The sequence below is a fragment of the Ruegeria sp. TM1040 genome, assembly GCF_000014065.1.
Classification (GTDB): domain Bacteria; phylum Pseudomonadota; class Alphaproteobacteria; order Rhodobacterales; family Rhodobacteraceae; genus Epibacterium.
On record NC_008043.1, the window covers coordinates 265342 to 281308 of the forward strand.

Annotated in this window: 13 protein-coding genes and 1 pseudogene; 9 read left to right on the top strand and 5 right to left on the bottom strand. The window is 59.7% G+C overall.

The genetic code is table 11. The features are described from left to right. The first annotated feature begins 71 nt into the window (after positions 1–71). The 6 genes from TM1040_RS01745 to TM1040_RS01770 all read left to right on the top strand — a co-directional run bounded on the left by TM1040_RS01745 (position 72) and on the right by TM1040_RS01770 (position 6701). Positions 72–1286, top strand: coding sequence for an ROK family transcriptional regulator (locus tag TM1040_RS01745; protein WP_011536881.1), 1215 nt, complete (start codon positions 72–74; stop codon positions 1284–1286). Then, entirely contained in the window at positions 1283–2533 is a 1251-nt protein-coding gene (locus tag TM1040_RS01750; RefSeq protein ID WP_011536882.1) for a M20 family metallopeptidase, read from the top strand. The genes TM1040_RS01745 and TM1040_RS01750 overlap by 4 nt, the downstream gene beginning before the upstream one ends. A gap of 15 nt (positions 2534–2548) precedes the next feature. Then, positions 2549–3601, top strand: a complete 1053-nt coding sequence (locus TM1040_RS01755; RefSeq protein ID WP_011536883.1) for a substrate-binding domain-containing protein — start codon at positions 2549–2551, stop codon at positions 3599–3601. 181 nt (positions 3602–3782) lie between these two features. Next, positions 3783–4736, top strand: a complete 954-nt coding sequence (locus tag TM1040_RS01760; RefSeq protein WP_011536884.1) for an ABC transporter permease — start codon at positions 3783–3785, stop codon at positions 4734–4736. A gap of 13 nt (positions 4737–4749) precedes the next feature. Further along, positions 4750–5961 carry an alanine racemase gene (locus TM1040_RS01765; RefSeq protein ID WP_011536885.1) on the top strand — a complete coding sequence of 404 codons (1212 nt, stop codon included), beginning with the start codon at positions 4750–4752 and terminating at the stop codon, positions 5959–5961. Further along, positions 5958–6701 (top strand): ATP-binding cassette domain-containing protein, encoded by a 744-nt coding sequence (locus TM1040_RS01770; protein ID WP_011536886.1) that lies wholly within the window; start codon positions 5958–5960, stop codon positions 6699–6701. The genes TM1040_RS01765 and TM1040_RS01770 overlap by 4 nt, the downstream gene beginning before the upstream one ends. Before the next feature lie 33 nt (positions 6702–6734). On the opposite strand, the gene TM1040_RS01775 is transcribed toward TM1040_RS01770, so the two are convergent. From TM1040_RS01775 to TM1040_RS01785, 3 genes are read right to left on the bottom strand one after another with little or no spacing between them, the layout of a single operon-like run. Next, positions 6735–7538 (bottom strand): 3-hydroxybutyrate dehydrogenase, encoded by an 804-nt coding sequence (locus TM1040_RS01775; protein WP_011536887.1) that lies wholly within the window; start codon positions 7536–7538, stop codon positions 6735–6737. Beyond that, positions 7535–9061 (bottom strand): AMP-binding protein, encoded by a 1527-nt coding sequence (locus tag TM1040_RS01780; RefSeq protein WP_011536888.1) that lies wholly within the window; start codon positions 9059–9061, stop codon positions 7535–7537. The genes TM1040_RS01775 and TM1040_RS01780 overlap by 4 nt, the downstream gene beginning before the upstream one ends. After that, the gene (locus TM1040_RS01785) at positions 9058–10254 is read right to left on the bottom strand and encodes an acetyl-CoA acetyltransferase (protein ID WP_256378195.1); all 1197 of its coding nucleotides are present in this window, start codon (positions 10252–10254) and stop codon (positions 9058–9060) included. Before TM1040_RS01785 ends, TM1040_RS01780 begins: the two co-directional genes overlap by 4 nt. Before the next feature lie 47 nt (positions 10255–10301). Between TM1040_RS01785 and TM1040_RS01790 the strand changes: the two genes are divergently transcribed. After that, a complete protein-coding gene (locus TM1040_RS01790) occupies positions 10302–10859 on the top strand; it encodes a LuxR C-terminal-related transcriptional regulator (RefSeq protein ID WP_011536890.1) in 558 nt (185 codons plus the stop codon). Positions 10860–11006: 147 nt separating this feature from the next. Further along, positions 11007–12135 (top strand): annotated as a pseudogene (locus TM1040_RS19885) (DDE-type integrase/transposase/recombinase); the annotation flags it as partial. Between the two features lie 342 nt (positions 12136–12477). On the opposite strand, the gene TM1040_RS19655 reads toward TM1040_RS19885, so the two are convergent. Both TM1040_RS19655 and TM1040_RS01810 read right to left on the bottom strand, forming a co-directional pair. Next, a complete protein-coding gene (locus TM1040_RS19655; RefSeq protein ID WP_166485491.1) occupies positions 12478–14679 on the bottom strand; it encodes a histidine kinase N-terminal 7TM domain-containing protein in 2202 nt (733 codons plus the stop codon). Between the two features lie 300 nt (positions 14680–14979). Next, entirely contained in the window at positions 14980–15573 is a 594-nt protein-coding gene (locus tag TM1040_RS01810) for a hypothetical protein (RefSeq protein WP_166485492.1), read from the bottom strand. A 24-nt stretch (positions 15574–15597) separates the two neighbouring features. Here TM1040_RS01810 and TM1040_RS20180 point away from each other — a divergent pair, with 24 nt between their 5' ends. Further along, positions 15598–15771 carry a hypothetical protein gene (locus tag TM1040_RS20180; RefSeq protein WP_166485493.1) on the top strand — a complete coding sequence of 58 codons (174 nt, stop codon included), beginning with the start codon at positions 15598–15600 and terminating at the stop codon, positions 15769–15771. Positions 15772–15967 lie beyond the last annotated feature (196 nt).

Below are 15967 nucleotides of genomic sequence, written 5' to 3' on the forward strand. Positions count from 1 at the left end.
CAGATCAACTGTGTTGACTCGGTGTGTGAATCCAATTAGTTCGGTCATTGGACGAACTAAAAGGAAGTGCCGTGGCCGACCCCTTGAACCTCTCGCGCCGGATGACCCTTAGCAACATCGTGCAGGCGATCACGACCTATGGTCCAGTTTCGCGCGCAAGCGTTGCGAAGATGACAGGGTACTCCAAACAGACCGTGTCCGAGGTTGTCTCCTCGCTGGAGGACGACGGCTGGGTTCAGACCGTCGGACGCACCGAGGGCAACGTCGGACGGCGCGCGGTTGTCTATGAAATCGTGCCCAATGCCGCTTTGGTCGCCAGCGTTGATCTCGGCGGAACCAAAGTGCGCGTGGCACTGTGCAATCTCTCTGGCGCCGTGGTCGAAGAGCTCGCCGAACCCACCTGTCAGGATGGCGGCGAAGCAGTGGTGGACCAGATCGCCCGCATCGTTGGATTGGCGGCCCGCGCCCATGGTATCGCGCAGGAGAAGGTCCGGGTCGTCGTGGTCGGCGTGCCCGGCGCGCCTGACGCCGAAACCGGCAGCATTCAGATGGCACCCAATATCGCGGGCATTGACGAGATCGACTTCCCCACCCTGCTGAACCAGCGTCTCGGGATCGAAGTGCTGGTGGAAAATGACGTGAACCTTGCCGCCCTTGGCGAACACTGGATGACTCATCAGGGTGAAACGGATGATCTGGTCTACCTGTCGATCGGCACCGGTATCGGTGCAGGTGTGGTGATCGGCGGACAGTTGGTGCGTGGTGCACGCGGCGCCGCAGGCGAAGTCGGCTTTATCCCCTTTGGGGCAGATCCCACAGAACCCGAAAGCCGCCAGATTGGAGCCTTGGAGCGCATGGCGGCCACCTCTGCCATCGTGAACGGCTATTTGGCAGAAACCGGCGCGCAGAAAACTGTGCCCGAGATTTTTGAAGCCCATCTGGCGGGCGAGGCGGCGGCAAGCCGTGTGCTGCAAACCACCGCCGCCTATATTGCGCGCGCAATCGGCACGATTGCCGCCGTGATAGATCCGAAGTGCATCGTCATTGGCGGCTCGATCGGCGCGCGTCCCGAGTTGATCCAGATGATCGAACGCGAGATTGCCCGGAGCTTTCCACGAGACATACCGATTGAAACCTCGGTTCTGGGCAATCATGCAGCTCTGGCCGGGGGGGCTTCGGTTGCCTTGTCTCGGCTTCACATCGCGCTGTTCTCAAGCGGGCTCCCGAATGCAAACATCGTCATCCCGCCGCCGGAAATCAGCGCCTTTCGCGAGGGTGTGGCATGAGTTGCGACCTCTCCAAACGGCTGCTTGATCTTCAGGATCGAGATGCGGACATTGCCCTGTTGCAACAGGCGCTTGGCTGCGAAAGCGTCACCGGCAATGAGGCCAATTTCGCGCCTTTCCTGATGTCTCAGATGGGGGAGTTGGGGCTGGCACCCAAGCGCGCCGACTTTCTGCCCGGTCGGCCAAATGTCTGGGGGCGCAAACCCGGCTCTGGCGACGGCCCGACGCTTATGTTCGCCGGTCACACCGATACCGTGCATGTGCGCGGCTGGTCCGAGAAATGGGCGGGCACGGTCAAGGAAGATCCCTTTGCGGCGCCGCTCATCAACGGGGAGATCTGGGGGCGAGGCGCTTGTGACCTGAAAGGCGGCATTTGCGCCTCTCTTGCGGCCATGCGGCTTCTGGAACGCGCGGGCGTCACGCTCCGGGGCGATGTGACCTATGCGTTCATCGGCGACGAAGAAAGCGGCGAATCAGGCACAGGCGTAAGCGCAGGGGCGGCGGATCTGGTGACGCGCATCCAATCGGGCGAGATCACGACACCTGATTTTGCCGTCTACGTGGAGCCGACCTGCCTTGATGTCTACACCGCGCAAATCGGGTTCTTCATCGCTGACGTCAAGATCACCGGGACATCTGCCTATTTTGGAACACCGGAAAAAGGCGTGGATGCGCTCAGGGCTACCCACGCCTTGCTCGCGGCAATCTGGCGTCACCAAGAAGAATTGGCACTCGGTCCAAAACACGATCTTGTCGGCACCTCCAATATTCTTGTCACTGAAATCAAAGGCGGCGGATATATCGCGGTGCCCGGCGAATGTGAGCTGTCGCTAATCCGCAAACTACGCCCAGGCGAGGATCTCGATGCCGCTGTTGCCGCCTTTGAAGCGGTGATTGACGCGGTAGCCGTAGAGGAGGGGATCAAAATCCGCATCTCGTATCCGGCTGGTCGCGATCATCCCTATGGCGGCTCGCCGGTCGAGATCGCCCCTGATCATGGCGACGCGCTCAGCCTTGGACGCTGTATTCAGGACACGCACAAGGCCCGCGGCAAGATTGCCGGCGCGCCCTATTGGTCGGAGACACCGTTTTTGGTGAACCAGATCGGCTGCCCCGCCGTCTATTGCGCGCCGGGCGACATCAGCGTGGCACATACCTTCGAGGAACGCATCAACGTCGAGGAGTATCTCGCCGCGATCCGCGCCTATGCGCTGTTCATGACGCGCTACTGCGGGACCAATGAATAAAACGGGAGGAAACCAATGAAACACTATCTCAGCACCGTGGCGCTTGGCGCCGCCCTGGCCCTGGCCACGTCATCGGCCTTTGCCCAGACGGTTGGCCCCAAGGGCGAGGCCGCGACACCAACGGCATCGATCATGGTCGAAGACGGAGACCTCGAGACGATCCGCAGCGGCAATCACACCGCCGCGCTCCTTTGGCATGACCAAAGCGATTTTGTAAATGCTGTGACGGCAGGCGCGACCGATGAGCTGGCGCGCGCCGGGATCGAAGTCGTCGCCACCGCAAGCGCCGGGTTCGACGCCGCCAAACAGCGAAGCGATATCGAAACCGCCCTGAGCAAAGACCCGAGCATCATCCTGTCACTCCCCCTCGATCCGGTAACCTCTGCCGCCGCGTTTGAGGAAGCCAAGGAAAACGGCGTGAAGCTGGTGTTCCTGTCCAACGTGCCCTCTGACTATGAACACGCAAAGGATTACGCGGCGATTGTCACCGACGATCTGTTCCAGATGGGCAAGCAGGCTGCAGACGCGCTGGCCGCATCCATGGGCGGGGCGGGCACCGTGGGCTGGATCTACCATGACGCCGACTATTATGTGACCAACCAGCGCGATAACGCCTTCAAGACCACCATTGAAAACGACTACCCGGAAATTTCAATCGTAGCAGAGCAAGGCATCAGCGACCCTGCCCGCGCTGAGGACATTGCCAACGCGATGTTGCTGCGCAACCCTGACATCGGGGGCATCTACGTGACCTGGGCTGGTCCCGCCGAGGGCGTTCTGGCCGCACTTCGGGCAAATGGCAATGACACCACCAAAGTGGTGACGCTTGATCTCTCGGAGCCGGTGGCGCTCGATATGGTTCGGGGCGGCAATGTTGCAGCCATCGTTGCCGACGAAGCCTATGAGCTAGGCCGCGCCATGGCCGCAGCTGCGATCCTTGATCTTTTGGGCAAGGACGTCCCTCCATTCGTGGTGGCCCCCGCAGTGACCGTCACCGCTGAGAATGTGGCCGAAGGCTGGATGCGATCCCTGCACATCGACGCCCCAAAGAGCGTCACTGGCAACTGATCGCCCGTGTGACCACCCAAGTGATTGCTCTGCGTTTGCCATGGCCTGCGCAGAGCGATTGCCCCAGATCTCCTCACGCGCAGGCGGACCGGGCCCTTTGGCACCCTGCACATGTGGTGCTGCCTTCCACACCTGCCCCTTGGCGCCGGTTTTGCGACCGGCCGCAGTCTGAGAGACTAGAATGACCGCCATCAAACAACGCTTCTCCGGGTTCGACTTCCAGCAGACGGTGGTCTATTTCGGCTTCGTCGCGATTTTCCTGTTCTTTGCCATCACGCTCCATGACGACGGGTTCCTGACCCAGCGCAATCTGACCAATATCGTGCTGCAGACCGCCCCTGCGACGATCATGGCGATTGGTCTTGTCTTTGCGCTGAGCGCGGGGGAAATCGACCTTAGCTTTGGTTCCATCGTCGCGGTGTCGGCTCTGACCGTTGCGGTGGTGTTGCGCGAGCATCCTATGATTGTCGGCGTTGCCGCTGGTCTTGGCGTCGGCATTTTGATCGGGGCGCTCAATGGTGCTCTGGTGGCCTATCTCAAGCTGCCCTCTTTCCTCGTGACGCTGGCGACCATGGGGCTCTTTGCCGGGATCGCGCGGTCCATGACCGATCTGCGATCGGTTCCGGTGATGAACGACAGCTTCACCGGCCTCTTTGGCTCGGGCAAGCTGTTCTCGGTCCCATCGCTCCTGATCTGGACCGTCATTGCCGTGGGGCTTGGGCATATCGTTTACCGCCACACACGGTTCGGCGCGCATGTGCTGGCTACCGGTGACAATCCCCGCGCGGCGCAGGTCACAGGGATCAAGGTGCCCCGCGTGCGGCTCTATGTGATGATGATCTGTGGTGGCACCGCAGGGCTGGCGGGGCTGCTTTATGCAGGGCGTCTGCAGGCGGCCAAATACACCCTCGGTGAAAGCGATCTGATGACCGTGATCGCCGCCGTGATCGTCGGGGGGACCGCATTGAAGGGCGGCAAAGGCTCCGTGATCGGTGCCCTCTTGGGCTCGCTCCTGATGGGGATGCTCAACAATGGCCTTATTCTGATGAACCTCAAGGTGTCGGACCAGATGATCGTCCGTGGCCTGATTATCCTGTTGGCCGTTGCCATCTCACTGCGCGACACCAGCCGCTAAGGGAGGAAAAGAAATGTTCCTAGATGTCCTGATCCGCCGCAACCCAAGCTTTATCGAAGCCGCACAGGCCCTGCACCAACAGGGGCTGATCCCGCCGAATTCCTATGTTCTGGACCTCGACAAGGTCGAAAGCAACGCGCGCTACTTTGCCTCCGAAGCCGGAAAACTGGGGCTCAAAACCTTTGCGATGACAAAGCAGGTTGGTCGTCACTCCGGGTTCTGTCAGGCCGTGATGCGCGGCGGGATCGAGAAATCTGTCGCCGTGGATCTGGACTGCGCGGTGTCCTGCGACCGCGCCGGCATGAAGACCGGCCACCTTGGCCATCTGGTCCAGGTGCCCCGCGTGCATGTGGATCTTGCCGCTCGCGACCTGAGACCCGACTATTGGACCGTCTTCAGCAACGACAAGGCCCGAGAGGCCGCAGCAGCCGCGCATCGTGCGGGTCGGGAACAAAACCTGTTGGCGCGCATCCAGACCAGTGGCGACGTGTTCTACCGCGGCCACGAGGGGGGCTTTGCCGCAGAGGATATTTGCGCGGTCGCAGATATGCTGGAGGCGCTTGAGGGCGGGGCATTTGCAGGGATCACCACGTTCCCCGCGCTGCTGTTTGATCAAGACACCCGCAAGGTAAAGCCAACGCCCAATCTCCAGACCCTCGCCAAAGCACGCGAAGCGCTGGCCGCAGCGGGACGCGATCGGATCGAAGTCAACGCACCGGGGACAAACTCCGCTGTGGTGCTCTCGGCCTTGGCCGAAGCGGGCGCCACGCAATGCGAGCCGGGCAACGCCTTGCATGGCACAACCCCTCTGCATGCGGTGGAGGATCTGCCCGAAGATCCGGCTGTGCTCTATCTCACCGAGGTGTCACACAACCATGGCGGCAACGCCTTCTGCTTTGGTGGCGGGCTCTACATCGACCCGGTGTTCCCCAAATATGACGTAAAGGCCCTGGTATCCTCAGAGCCCACTACCGCGGCTTCAGCCCTCGCAAGCGTTGAAATTCCCGATTATTCGGCCATCGACTACTACGGCATGATCGATGCAACAGGCCGCGTGAAACCCAAAACCGGCGATACGGTTGTCTTTGGCTTCCGCGGTCAGGCCTTTGTGACGCGCGCCAATATCGTCGGCCTCTCCGGCGTTTCGCGCGGCACCCCCAAAGTGACCACCATCGAGAATATTTTTGGGCAGGCCGCAGGCTGGCCGGAAAAGGCAATTTCATGAGCAACGAACCCGCAGTTCTGTCCCTGAAGAACATCCACAAGGCCTTTGGCGGTGTCATTGCGATACAGGACTTTTCGCTTGATCTCAGAGCCGGGGAAATTGTCGCCCTTGTGGGGGACAACGGAGCGGGGAAATCGACCCTGATCAAGATCATTTCGGGTGTTTACACACCGACCTCCGGCAAGATCGAACTGGATGGCGAGGAGACGAGCTTTGGCGATGCCAGCTCGGCGCGCAGCAAGGGGATCGAGGTCGTCTATCAGGATCTGGCACTGGCCGATCAGCAACCCGTATTTATGAACATGTTCCTCGGGCGCGAGCTGACAAAACCGCCCTTTGGCCTTCTCGATAAGGCGCGCATGCGGCAGGAATCTCAGGATCTGGTGGACGAGCTCGATGTCCGCATCCCCTCGGCATCTTCGACGATCAGCGATCTGAGCGGCGGGCAACGCCAGGGGATTGCCATTGCGCGCGCAACCCATTGGGCCAGCAAACTGGTGCTGCTGGATGAACCCACCGCCGCTCTTGGCGTGGCCGAGACGGGCAAGGTCGAGACTCTCATCGAGAGCCTCAAGCGCAAGAACCTCGCGATCCTGATCATCAGCCACAGCCTCGATCAGGTGTTCAAACTTTCTGACCGCATTTGCGTCCTCAGACGCGGCGAACAGATCGGCATTCGCAACACCGCCGAGACCGACAAGAACGAGATCGTCTCCATGATCACCGGAGTCGCCGGGTAACCTCGGCGTATCTGCGGGGGACGGGTGCGGCGCCTATTGCGCCGTCCAGCCGCCATCGACCGGGATCACCGTGCCGGTAACATTGTGGGCGACTGGCGCACAGAGCCACAACGCAAGCGCACCGATCTCCGAAGGATCAGAGGTGCGCCGACTGGGTTGTTTTTCCGCCAGCAGATCAGCAATCCCCTTGTCGCGGTCGCCATCAAACTGCGCTGCGCGCGCCTCGACCTGCGGCTTGATGATTGCAGTTTCTGTCCAGCCAGGCCCGATGCAGTTGACGGTGATGCCGCCTTCGCGCTTGGAGCCCGCCGCCGCGTATTCCAGCGCAGCCACTTTCGACATGCCCACCAGCCCAAACTTCGAGGCGCAATAGGGCACTTTGGCGACCGAGGCGACGATGCCGTGAACGCTGGCGATATTGATGACCCGGCCATAGCCTTTCTCAGCCATCTTCGGCAAAGCAAGCCGCATGGTGTGAAACGCACCCGAAAGGTTCACTCCGATGATCGCGTCCCACGTCTCGGTGTCGAGGTCAGCAAGCCGCGCGGTTTTCTGGATGCCAGCATTATTGACAAGAATGTCAAGACCGCCCCAGGCGTTGATATCATCCATCATCGCCTCAATAGCCGCGACATCGCGCATGTCGGCGTCAAAAAAGCGCGCCTCAGGCGCACCGGCAGCGCGCAGGGCATCAACGGCAGCCTGTGCCTGAGCCGCATCCGCGAGGCCATGCACAGCAATGCGCGCGCCAGCCCCGGCCAACGCCTCGGCAATGGCCAGCCCGATCCCTTGCACCGACCCCGTGACCAGCGCCGTTTTTCCCCGAAGATCCGTCATGTTGCGATGTCCTTTTTCAGTTCTTCGCGCAGCTCGGTCTTGAGAACCTTGCCGTAGTTGTTCTTGGGCAGGCCCTCGACAAAGCGATAGGCTTTAGGGCGTTTGAAACGGGCGATACGATCCAGGCAAAGCGCATCCAGCGCCCCCGACGTCACCGCCCTGCCCGCGCACGCGACCACAAAAGCGACCACCACCTCGCCCCATTCGGGGTCGGCAGCGCCGACAACGGCAACCTCATGCACATCGGGATGGCTCAGTAGCACCTCTTCGACCTCGCGCGGGTAGATATTGGATCCACCGGAAATGATCATGTCCTTGGAGCGATCCTGTAGTGTGACATAGCCGTCCGCGTCCATCCGCCCCATGTCCCCGGTCCAGAGCCAGCCCTCGCGAATGGCCTTTGCGGTGGCCTCTGGCTTCTGCCAGTAGCCGGGCATCACCGTTGCCCCCTGCACCACGATTTCGCCAATCTCTCCGCGTGGAAGTTCGGCACCGTCCTGATCCACGATCCGCACCTGCACCGCGCTTTGGGCGGTGCCAACGGAATTCAGGCGTTCACGCCAGCGCGGGTGGGCTCGGTCGGCCACGGTGCTGCGAGGCAAAACGGTGATCCCCATCGGGCATTCGCCCTGGCCGTAGATCTGTATGAAGCGCGCGCCCATGACATCGACCGCGTCGAGAATGTCTGCCTCATACATTGGGCCACCGGCATAGACGATAGTTCTAAGCCCCGCGCCTGTCTCTCCTTTGGCTTTGGCCACATCAACGAGGCGACGCACCATCGTTGGCGCCGCAAACATCGAGATCGGCCCCATGCTCTTGCCCAAGGTCAGGATCTCTGCCGGGTCAAACCCGCCGCTCTCGGGCACGAGATGACGCGCGCCGCGCAGGATATGCATGAAATTGTAGATCCCGGCCCCATGCGACATGGGCGCGGCATAAAGAATGGCATCTTCTGCGCGCACGTCATCCACATCGGCGAAATAGGTGAAGGTCATCGTCGCGAGGTTGCCACAGGTGAGGGCGACGCCCTTTGGTTTGCCGGTCGTGCCCGAGGTGTAAAACAGCCAGGCTACATCCGACGGCACGAGGCCCACAGGTGCGGGCATGCGTGCGCCTTTTCGCATCGTCGCAAAATCCGCGCTATCCACAGAGAGCATCTGCCGTCCCTCAAGAAGTGGCGCAAGCCCTACCCCAAGCGCGTCGTCCGAAATCACCAGAGCGGCATCGGTGTCGGCGACAATCCACATTACCTCTTTTGGGTGCAGCTTGGCGTTGATCGGAACCGCCGCCGCGCCCGCATACCAGACACCATAGAGCGTCTCGAGATATTCGGTCCGGTTCGACATGAAAATCGCAACACGCGCACCCGGCCCCACCCCGCGCGCCTCGAGGGCAGCACCGATGGCAGCGGCCGAATTGTCAAAGGCCGCATAGGTCGCCCTCAGCGTTTCTCCGGCGTAGAGCGCCGGTCGGTCGGGATACCGGGTCGCGGTGCGCTTCAACCACTCTGCCGGGTTCATGTCTTGGCTTCCAGGATCGAGCAGTAATTGGCGACGCCGGAGCCTCCCATGTTGAAGACACAGGCCAGTTCGGCGCCGTCCACCTGCAGGTCTCCGGCCCGCCCCAAGACCTGCTGCGCGGCCAGAACATGCATCGATACGCCGGTGGCCCCGACGGGATGCCCCTTGGCCTTCAATCCGCCCGACAGGTTGACCGGCAGCCGCCCGCCCCGCAGCGTCGCACCGCTCGCGACAAGATCCGCGCCACGGCCTCGCTCGGCCAGTCCCATCGCCTCGTAGATCATCAACTCGGCGATCGTGAAGCAATCATGCACCTCGGCAAGATCAAGATCGTCGACCGTGATCCCGGCTTGGGTGTAGGCTGCATCGAAGGTGCGTCTGGCCGCGGTCAGCTCTGTCATGTCGCGACGGGACATGGGCAGAAAATCGTTCATCTGCACCGCTGCCCGAAACCCCACCGAGTGATCGAAGTCCCGCGCCATGTCATCAGTAACCATCACCAGCGCCGCCGCTCCATCGGTGATCAGCGAGCAATCCGTCAGCCTGAGCGGCGCTGCGATCATCGGGTTCTTGTCGCTGACCGTGTTGCAGAAATCGAAACTGACATCGCGCTGCATATGCGCCAGCGGGTTGTTCAACGCATTCTGGTGGTTCTTGACCGCAATCTGCGCAAGGGTCTCGGACTGGTCGCCAAAGGCGTCAAAATACCGATCTGCGATGCGCCCAAATATCTGTGGAAAGCTCACGCCCGCTTCCTCTGCGGCGTAGGAGGCCCCGGCCAGCGCCGCGGTCACGCCTTTGGTGTCCAGTTCGGTCATCTTCTCGACGCCCAGTACCAGAACACAGCGCGCTTCACCGGCCCGAATGGCGCTGCGCGCTGCATAGACCGCAGCCGAACCCGACGCACAGGCGTTCTCCACCCGTGTTGCGGGCGTGAAGCGCAACGCATCATCCAGCCCCAGAGCGAGCGAACTTGCAAATGCATCCGGCACCATGCCGTTGTTGAAATGACCAACCCAGATCGCATCGACGTCCTCAGCCGCAACACCGGCAGTTGCGATCGCCTCGGCGGCCGCCTGTTGGATCAACGCCTCGAGCGAGGTGCCGCTATGCACCCCGAATTTTGTGTGCCCCCAGCCAACTATTCTTGCGTCCATACTTGCCTCCCTTGCCTGTGTGGAGGAATACTCCAGCGGGTCCGGGCGTGCGATCCGTGAAACTACCTAACGGGTGACAAGCGATGGAGCCTCTTTCAACACTCGCGTTTGAAAGCGCACCGGTCGGCCTCATTTATGCCGAGGACCGGGTGATCAAGCTGTGCAACACGCGGTTCTCCGAGATGTTTGGTTACCGAAAGGCCGAGCTTGAGGGGCATTCCTTATCCAAGCTTTACCCCTCCTCCGACGAGTTTCAGCGCATTGGCCAGATCGGGGTCGAAAAGATGCGCGGCCTTGGACGCTATGCCGATGAACGCATCATGCGCCGCAAGGATGAGAGCCTGTTTTGGTGCCGCGTGCGCGGGCAATCGCTCGCCCCACAAGATCCCTTTGCTCAATCGGTCTGGAGCTTTGCCGATATCTCGGAGAAGCGCCCGGTCACGGAAATGACACGCCGCGAACGGCAGGTGGCCAAGATGTTGGCCGAAGGGCTGACTTCAAAGGAGATTGCCCGTGGCCTCGAGATCAGCCCCCGCACGGTCGAGGTGCATCGCGCCCGGCTGATGGACAAGTTCGGCGCGCGCAACGGGCTTGAGCTGGTCGCCCATCTGGCGGGGCTGCCGCTTGGCGGCACATCCTGAAGCGCGTGTCGATCTGGTGCTACTTTGGGGCGAACAGGATGGACTACCGCTGGCGTAGACGATCCATGCGATCCCTTTGCTGTACCCAAACTGGTCGTCCCCCACTGAAGTGGTCCTCCGCTATGTTTAGTAAAACGGAGGAAACGCATGGCCAACAAGCAACCAAGGCCAGATGAGATAGTCACGAAGTTGCGGAAGATTGAGAAACTGACTGCGCAAGGAATGCGGCTCTGGATGCGACCTGGCAGATTGGCGGGACTGAACAGACCCATTACCGCTGGAATGCAGGTGGATAAAGAAAAGCGTCCAGTGGACGGTATTACCGCCAAACAAGTACGGCGGAAACGGCACTGAGAAATTGAGGGAACTGAAGCGGTTTCAGAACGAGAATGAGCGGCTTCGCAAAGCTGTTTTTGATCTGACGCTGGACAAGCTGATCTTGGTGTAAGCCGCGAAAGGAATTTGAAGCGGTTCACGCAGTGATGAACGATCCTGTAGATCTTGCAAGCGCCCAAACGGGCAGAGACCTTGAGCCCCGCTCGTCGCCGTGTTTGCATTGATCGCGTTTGTGGTGAGTTGAATGTCTCGGAACGCCATGCGTGCCGCGTTCTGAGACAACACCGATCCACGCAGCGTAGGGTGTCAGTTGGTCGCCTGGAAGAAGAACGATTGGTGGCCGGCATGATAGAGCTGACCCGGCAATATGGCCGCTATGGCTATCGTCGGACCGCAGCGCTACTGAGAGATGCGGGCTGGCAAGTGAATGACAAGCGCGTCGAAAGGCTGTGGCGACGAGAGGGGCTGAAAGTGCCCATGAATGACCAAAGAAGGGGCGGCTCTGGCTGAATGACTGATCGTGCGTTCGGCTACGGCCGAAACACCGTGATCATGTTTGGTCTCACGACTTCTTGCTTTGCCGGACTGATGACGGAGGGCGTTCCGCACGCTCATCATCATCGACGAATACGGCCGAGAATGTTTGGCAATCCGCGTGGATCGCAAGCTGGACTCTGGCAACGTCATCGATGCGCTGAGCGACCTGTTCATCCCGCGCGGCGTGCCTTCGATTATTCGGTCTGACAATGGCCCGCTCGCAACTGGGCTCGAACCAATGGCGCCCTTAATGGCTCGCTTCGTTGCGCAGGCCGTGCAGGACTGGATCAAAGCCGTCGTTGCAAAGACGGCTTACATCGAACCCGGCTCACCCTGAGAGAAAGATTACTGTGAAAGCTTCAACGCCCGGTTCAGGGATGCGTTCTTAAATGGCGAAATCTTCTAGAGCCTGCGAGAAGCCCAAATCCTGATCGAAGAATGGAGGAAACACTACAACGACAACTCTGAAACGGGTCTGCATGGATTTTTTCTGCATCGCAGAAATACGGCTCACAAGAGAGTCGCACGCAATTCATCTGACCCAATGCAGATGGAACAGTAATTTGGCGCATCTGTCCAAATTTTGGGCATGGCGCCCTGTCTTGCCGTCGTGCAGCCATGACCTTGGCATAAGAGTGCGACTCTCCCCATCGCGTGTCTGTTTTCGGCTATCGGGTGAAGAGGTCAACAAAAATACCCCGTCGGGGAAGCCGCTGCTCGCGCAAGTCGTGCTTTGGCGATCGCCCTAGGCAACCTCTCGCCGGATCTCGCGGATCAGTGAGAGTAGAAGCGTTTTTGAGACAGGTTTTGCCAGCACATCATCCATGCCCACCGAAAGGTAGTGGCTCAATTGCTCGGGCATCGCATTGCCAGTCACTGCGACAATAAAGCTGGGCTCGCGACCCTTCGCCTGTTCAATGGAACGGATTTTCTGCGTGGTCTCCACGCCATCCATTCGCGGCATCTGAATGTCCATCAAGATGACATCGAAGGAAAACGAATGCACAAGGCCAATGGCCTCTTGCCCATTGGAGACGGATTTGACGCGGTAAGGTGTGGAGGAGAGGAACTTTTCGAGGATCAGCCTGTTGGTACGGTTGTCGTCGACCACAAGCACATCGAGCGCCGGGCCATGAGGCACCGACACCGCGCCTGATGCGGGCTGCGAGAGGAGCTCTTGCGCCTCATTGGCGGGAAGGAGCGGCAGTCTGATTTCAAACGTCGCGCCCTGCGGTTCATCATCAGCCACTTGCAGGCTGCCTCCCATCAGGTGGCAAAGCTGGCGAGAGATCGAAAGCCCAAGGCCGGTCCCCCCGAATTTGCGCGCATCACCGCCTTCGACCTGCTGGAAGGGCTGAAAGATCATATCCCGCGCCTCGGCGGGTATCCCCGGCCCTGTGTCGCTGACGCGAACCAGAAGGATCGACCCATTTTCCGCCGGTGCGGCAGAAATGGTGACAGCGCCCGTTTCGGTAAACTTGATCGCATTCGATACGAGGTTGTGAACAACCTGACGAAACCGGTGATCATCTCCCAAGATGACCCGTGGCAGATCATCATGCATCTCGAGATGCAGACCGATGCCCTTTTCCTTGGCGCGGGCGGAAAACAATGCACGCGCCCCCTCAAGCGCATTGCGCAGTGTGAACGGTTTGGTCTCGAGCGTCATCTTGCCCGCTTCGACTTTTGAAAGATCAAGGACATCGCCAATCGTTGTCAGCAACACCTGCCCGGAGTCCTCGATAACCTGCAAAAACTCCTGCTGCTCTTCATCGAGCTTGGTTTCCCCCAGAACAGACGCCATGCCCAGCACACCATTCAGCGGTGTGCGGATTTCATGGCTCACATTGGCGAGGAATTGAGTTTTTGCACGGTTTGCGGCCTCCGCCAGTGACAGGGCTTCGCGCAGAGCCTCGGCGGCGCGTTCTCTTTCGGTGATGTCGACCAGAGAAATGCACCAGCCCAGAAGGGGGATCTGGGCTTGGATCGGGCTGTCGATCGGAACTGCTCGCGGGTCAAAGGCGCGTCCGGCCAGCCTGATCGGCCCGGGTTTGCCGAGGCCACCCGCTTTGACGAGATCCTTGACCAGCGGCCCGACTTCGGGCAGTTGCTCTATGGGTTCGCCATAATCTGGAATGCGATCGCCAATCAGCTGTCTTGCGGCCGGGTTGGCACTGACAAACTGTCCGCCAGCATCAACCAGGATCACAGGATCCTGCGTGGCGTAGAACATCAGGGTCCGCCCCTGAGCCGCCGTATCCATCATCGAATTGTTCACCAGCAGCCAGCTCAGTGCGATGAGGGACACCGCAAAGGTGAACGGGGTCGGGTCGAAACCAAACACCGTGACCCCCCACCCGATATAGGCCAGGTTGGCCACAACCGGAGCCGCCGTAATAATAATCAGGGCGCCCATGAAGGGCCGAAAGATCTTTTTTGCCTTGAGAAACGCAAAACCGAGCAGACCCAAGGCGATCATCAAAAAGACATAGAGTGTCGCGGCGACCGCAAAAAACAGCGGCCCATGGTCAAAAATGACAAAGCTATCCCCGCCCTCGATCACAAGGCGGGTGTCCGGTCCATAGAGCAGATGCGTCCAGTGGTTGGTCACGGCAATCGCACTGACAAGGCTCGGAAGGCCGATATAGATCAGCAACCGGAACGGGCGGCGGGTCCGACAGCTGTTCATCGTGTAGTCGAAGACAAAAAAGCTCCAGGCCACGGGCACGAGCACGATCCCGGGCCAGGCCGCCAATGACCATGCGACCTTGCAAGCTTCGCTTTGCGACGCGAGGTCAAAGATAACAGTGAAGAGCCACCACAGCATCGCCGCCAGGGTCAGCACAAAGGAGAGCTGACCTGAAAAAGGAATGTTTCTCGCGATCCGGATCAGAACAATCGAGCAGACCACCCATAGCGAAGCAGCAGCGCCGGAAGCCAAGTTCACGTCTAAGTTCGCAAGACAATTCATAACCTACCTGGGCAGCTTGGGTGTGTCGTCCTGTCGGCGAGGCACTAGAAATACATCGGGCAATCGTAAAGCCGAAAAATACTGGCATTTTATATGACATATGACGGTGAATTTATTGCTGTCGGGTTAAGATTACGGGTCAATTGTTCTGTCGTACTGTGCGCAAAGACCAGTAAAACAAGCGATGTCGACAAAGCGCAGGACATGACACACAGGATTGGGCCCGGGCTCAAAATCTGACGAGCTGGAAGTCTCGATACTCTGCCAAATCCGCGGTCACGGGAGCCAGATATGGCGCAGGTAAACCGGCACATCCATCACGGCCACGATCTCTTCTGAACCATCGAGAATGCCCGCAAGGGCTGGCACGCTGCTGGTCAGGGTCATCTCGCTTACACGATCCATTTCCAGTGGCACGCTTTTCACCAGATCAACCATCTGCTCGATCCGATAGATGCGCGAAAACTCGGGCGTGGTTGCTGAATGCGGAAACACCTCGTCGGGCCCCCACATCGGAGTGCCTACCGTGTATCCCAGACGAAAGTCGAGCGACTGCGCCTCGGCCACATGCATCTTCCACGTATAAATACTGGTGCGCGCGCCATTTTCTGCCCCGATGAGCTGCGTTTGACGCGACATCTCGGCCGCGACACTGACGCCATAAGGATCGACCTCTGGCGTGGTCGAATAGATGCGCAAGACAAAAAGGCGAACCTCATCGCCTTCAACTTTTCTGGCCATGCCGACCAAAACGATCGCATGACGCGTCGCAGGGCTGAGCGGTTGGCCTTCGCCGTCCAATTGCAGTTTGGAGTCCGCAAAAACGAACAGAATATTGGCGCCTGTCACCGGCCCAGCGGGAAACGGCATCGAAACCCACCCTTTGGGCAAAAGGTGCTGAACACCCGCGGCAGGAGCGTCAATGGCCACTATGACCCGGTGATCAATATTGAAGCCGACTGGCGTCTCGGCACTGGCTGGCGTGCGCGGCCCAAGGAGAAAAACAACCACAAGGAGACAAATGAACAGATGCAGCAGACGTCGTATCATGTCGAACTTTCTCCCTGAGCTTGAGACGGAACACCGCGTGATGCTAGACTCGGCTCGCACAATATGGCTCTATTTATGGGCTATCAAATCAACTTCCGCGCTCGCTTGAGCAGCTAATGACAGCACGGTTTTTTCACCGATGGATGGCTTTGATGCAGATCAGAGACCGCATAAAGTGTATTTGATAACGTTGACCCTGTCACGGGCGCGCTTC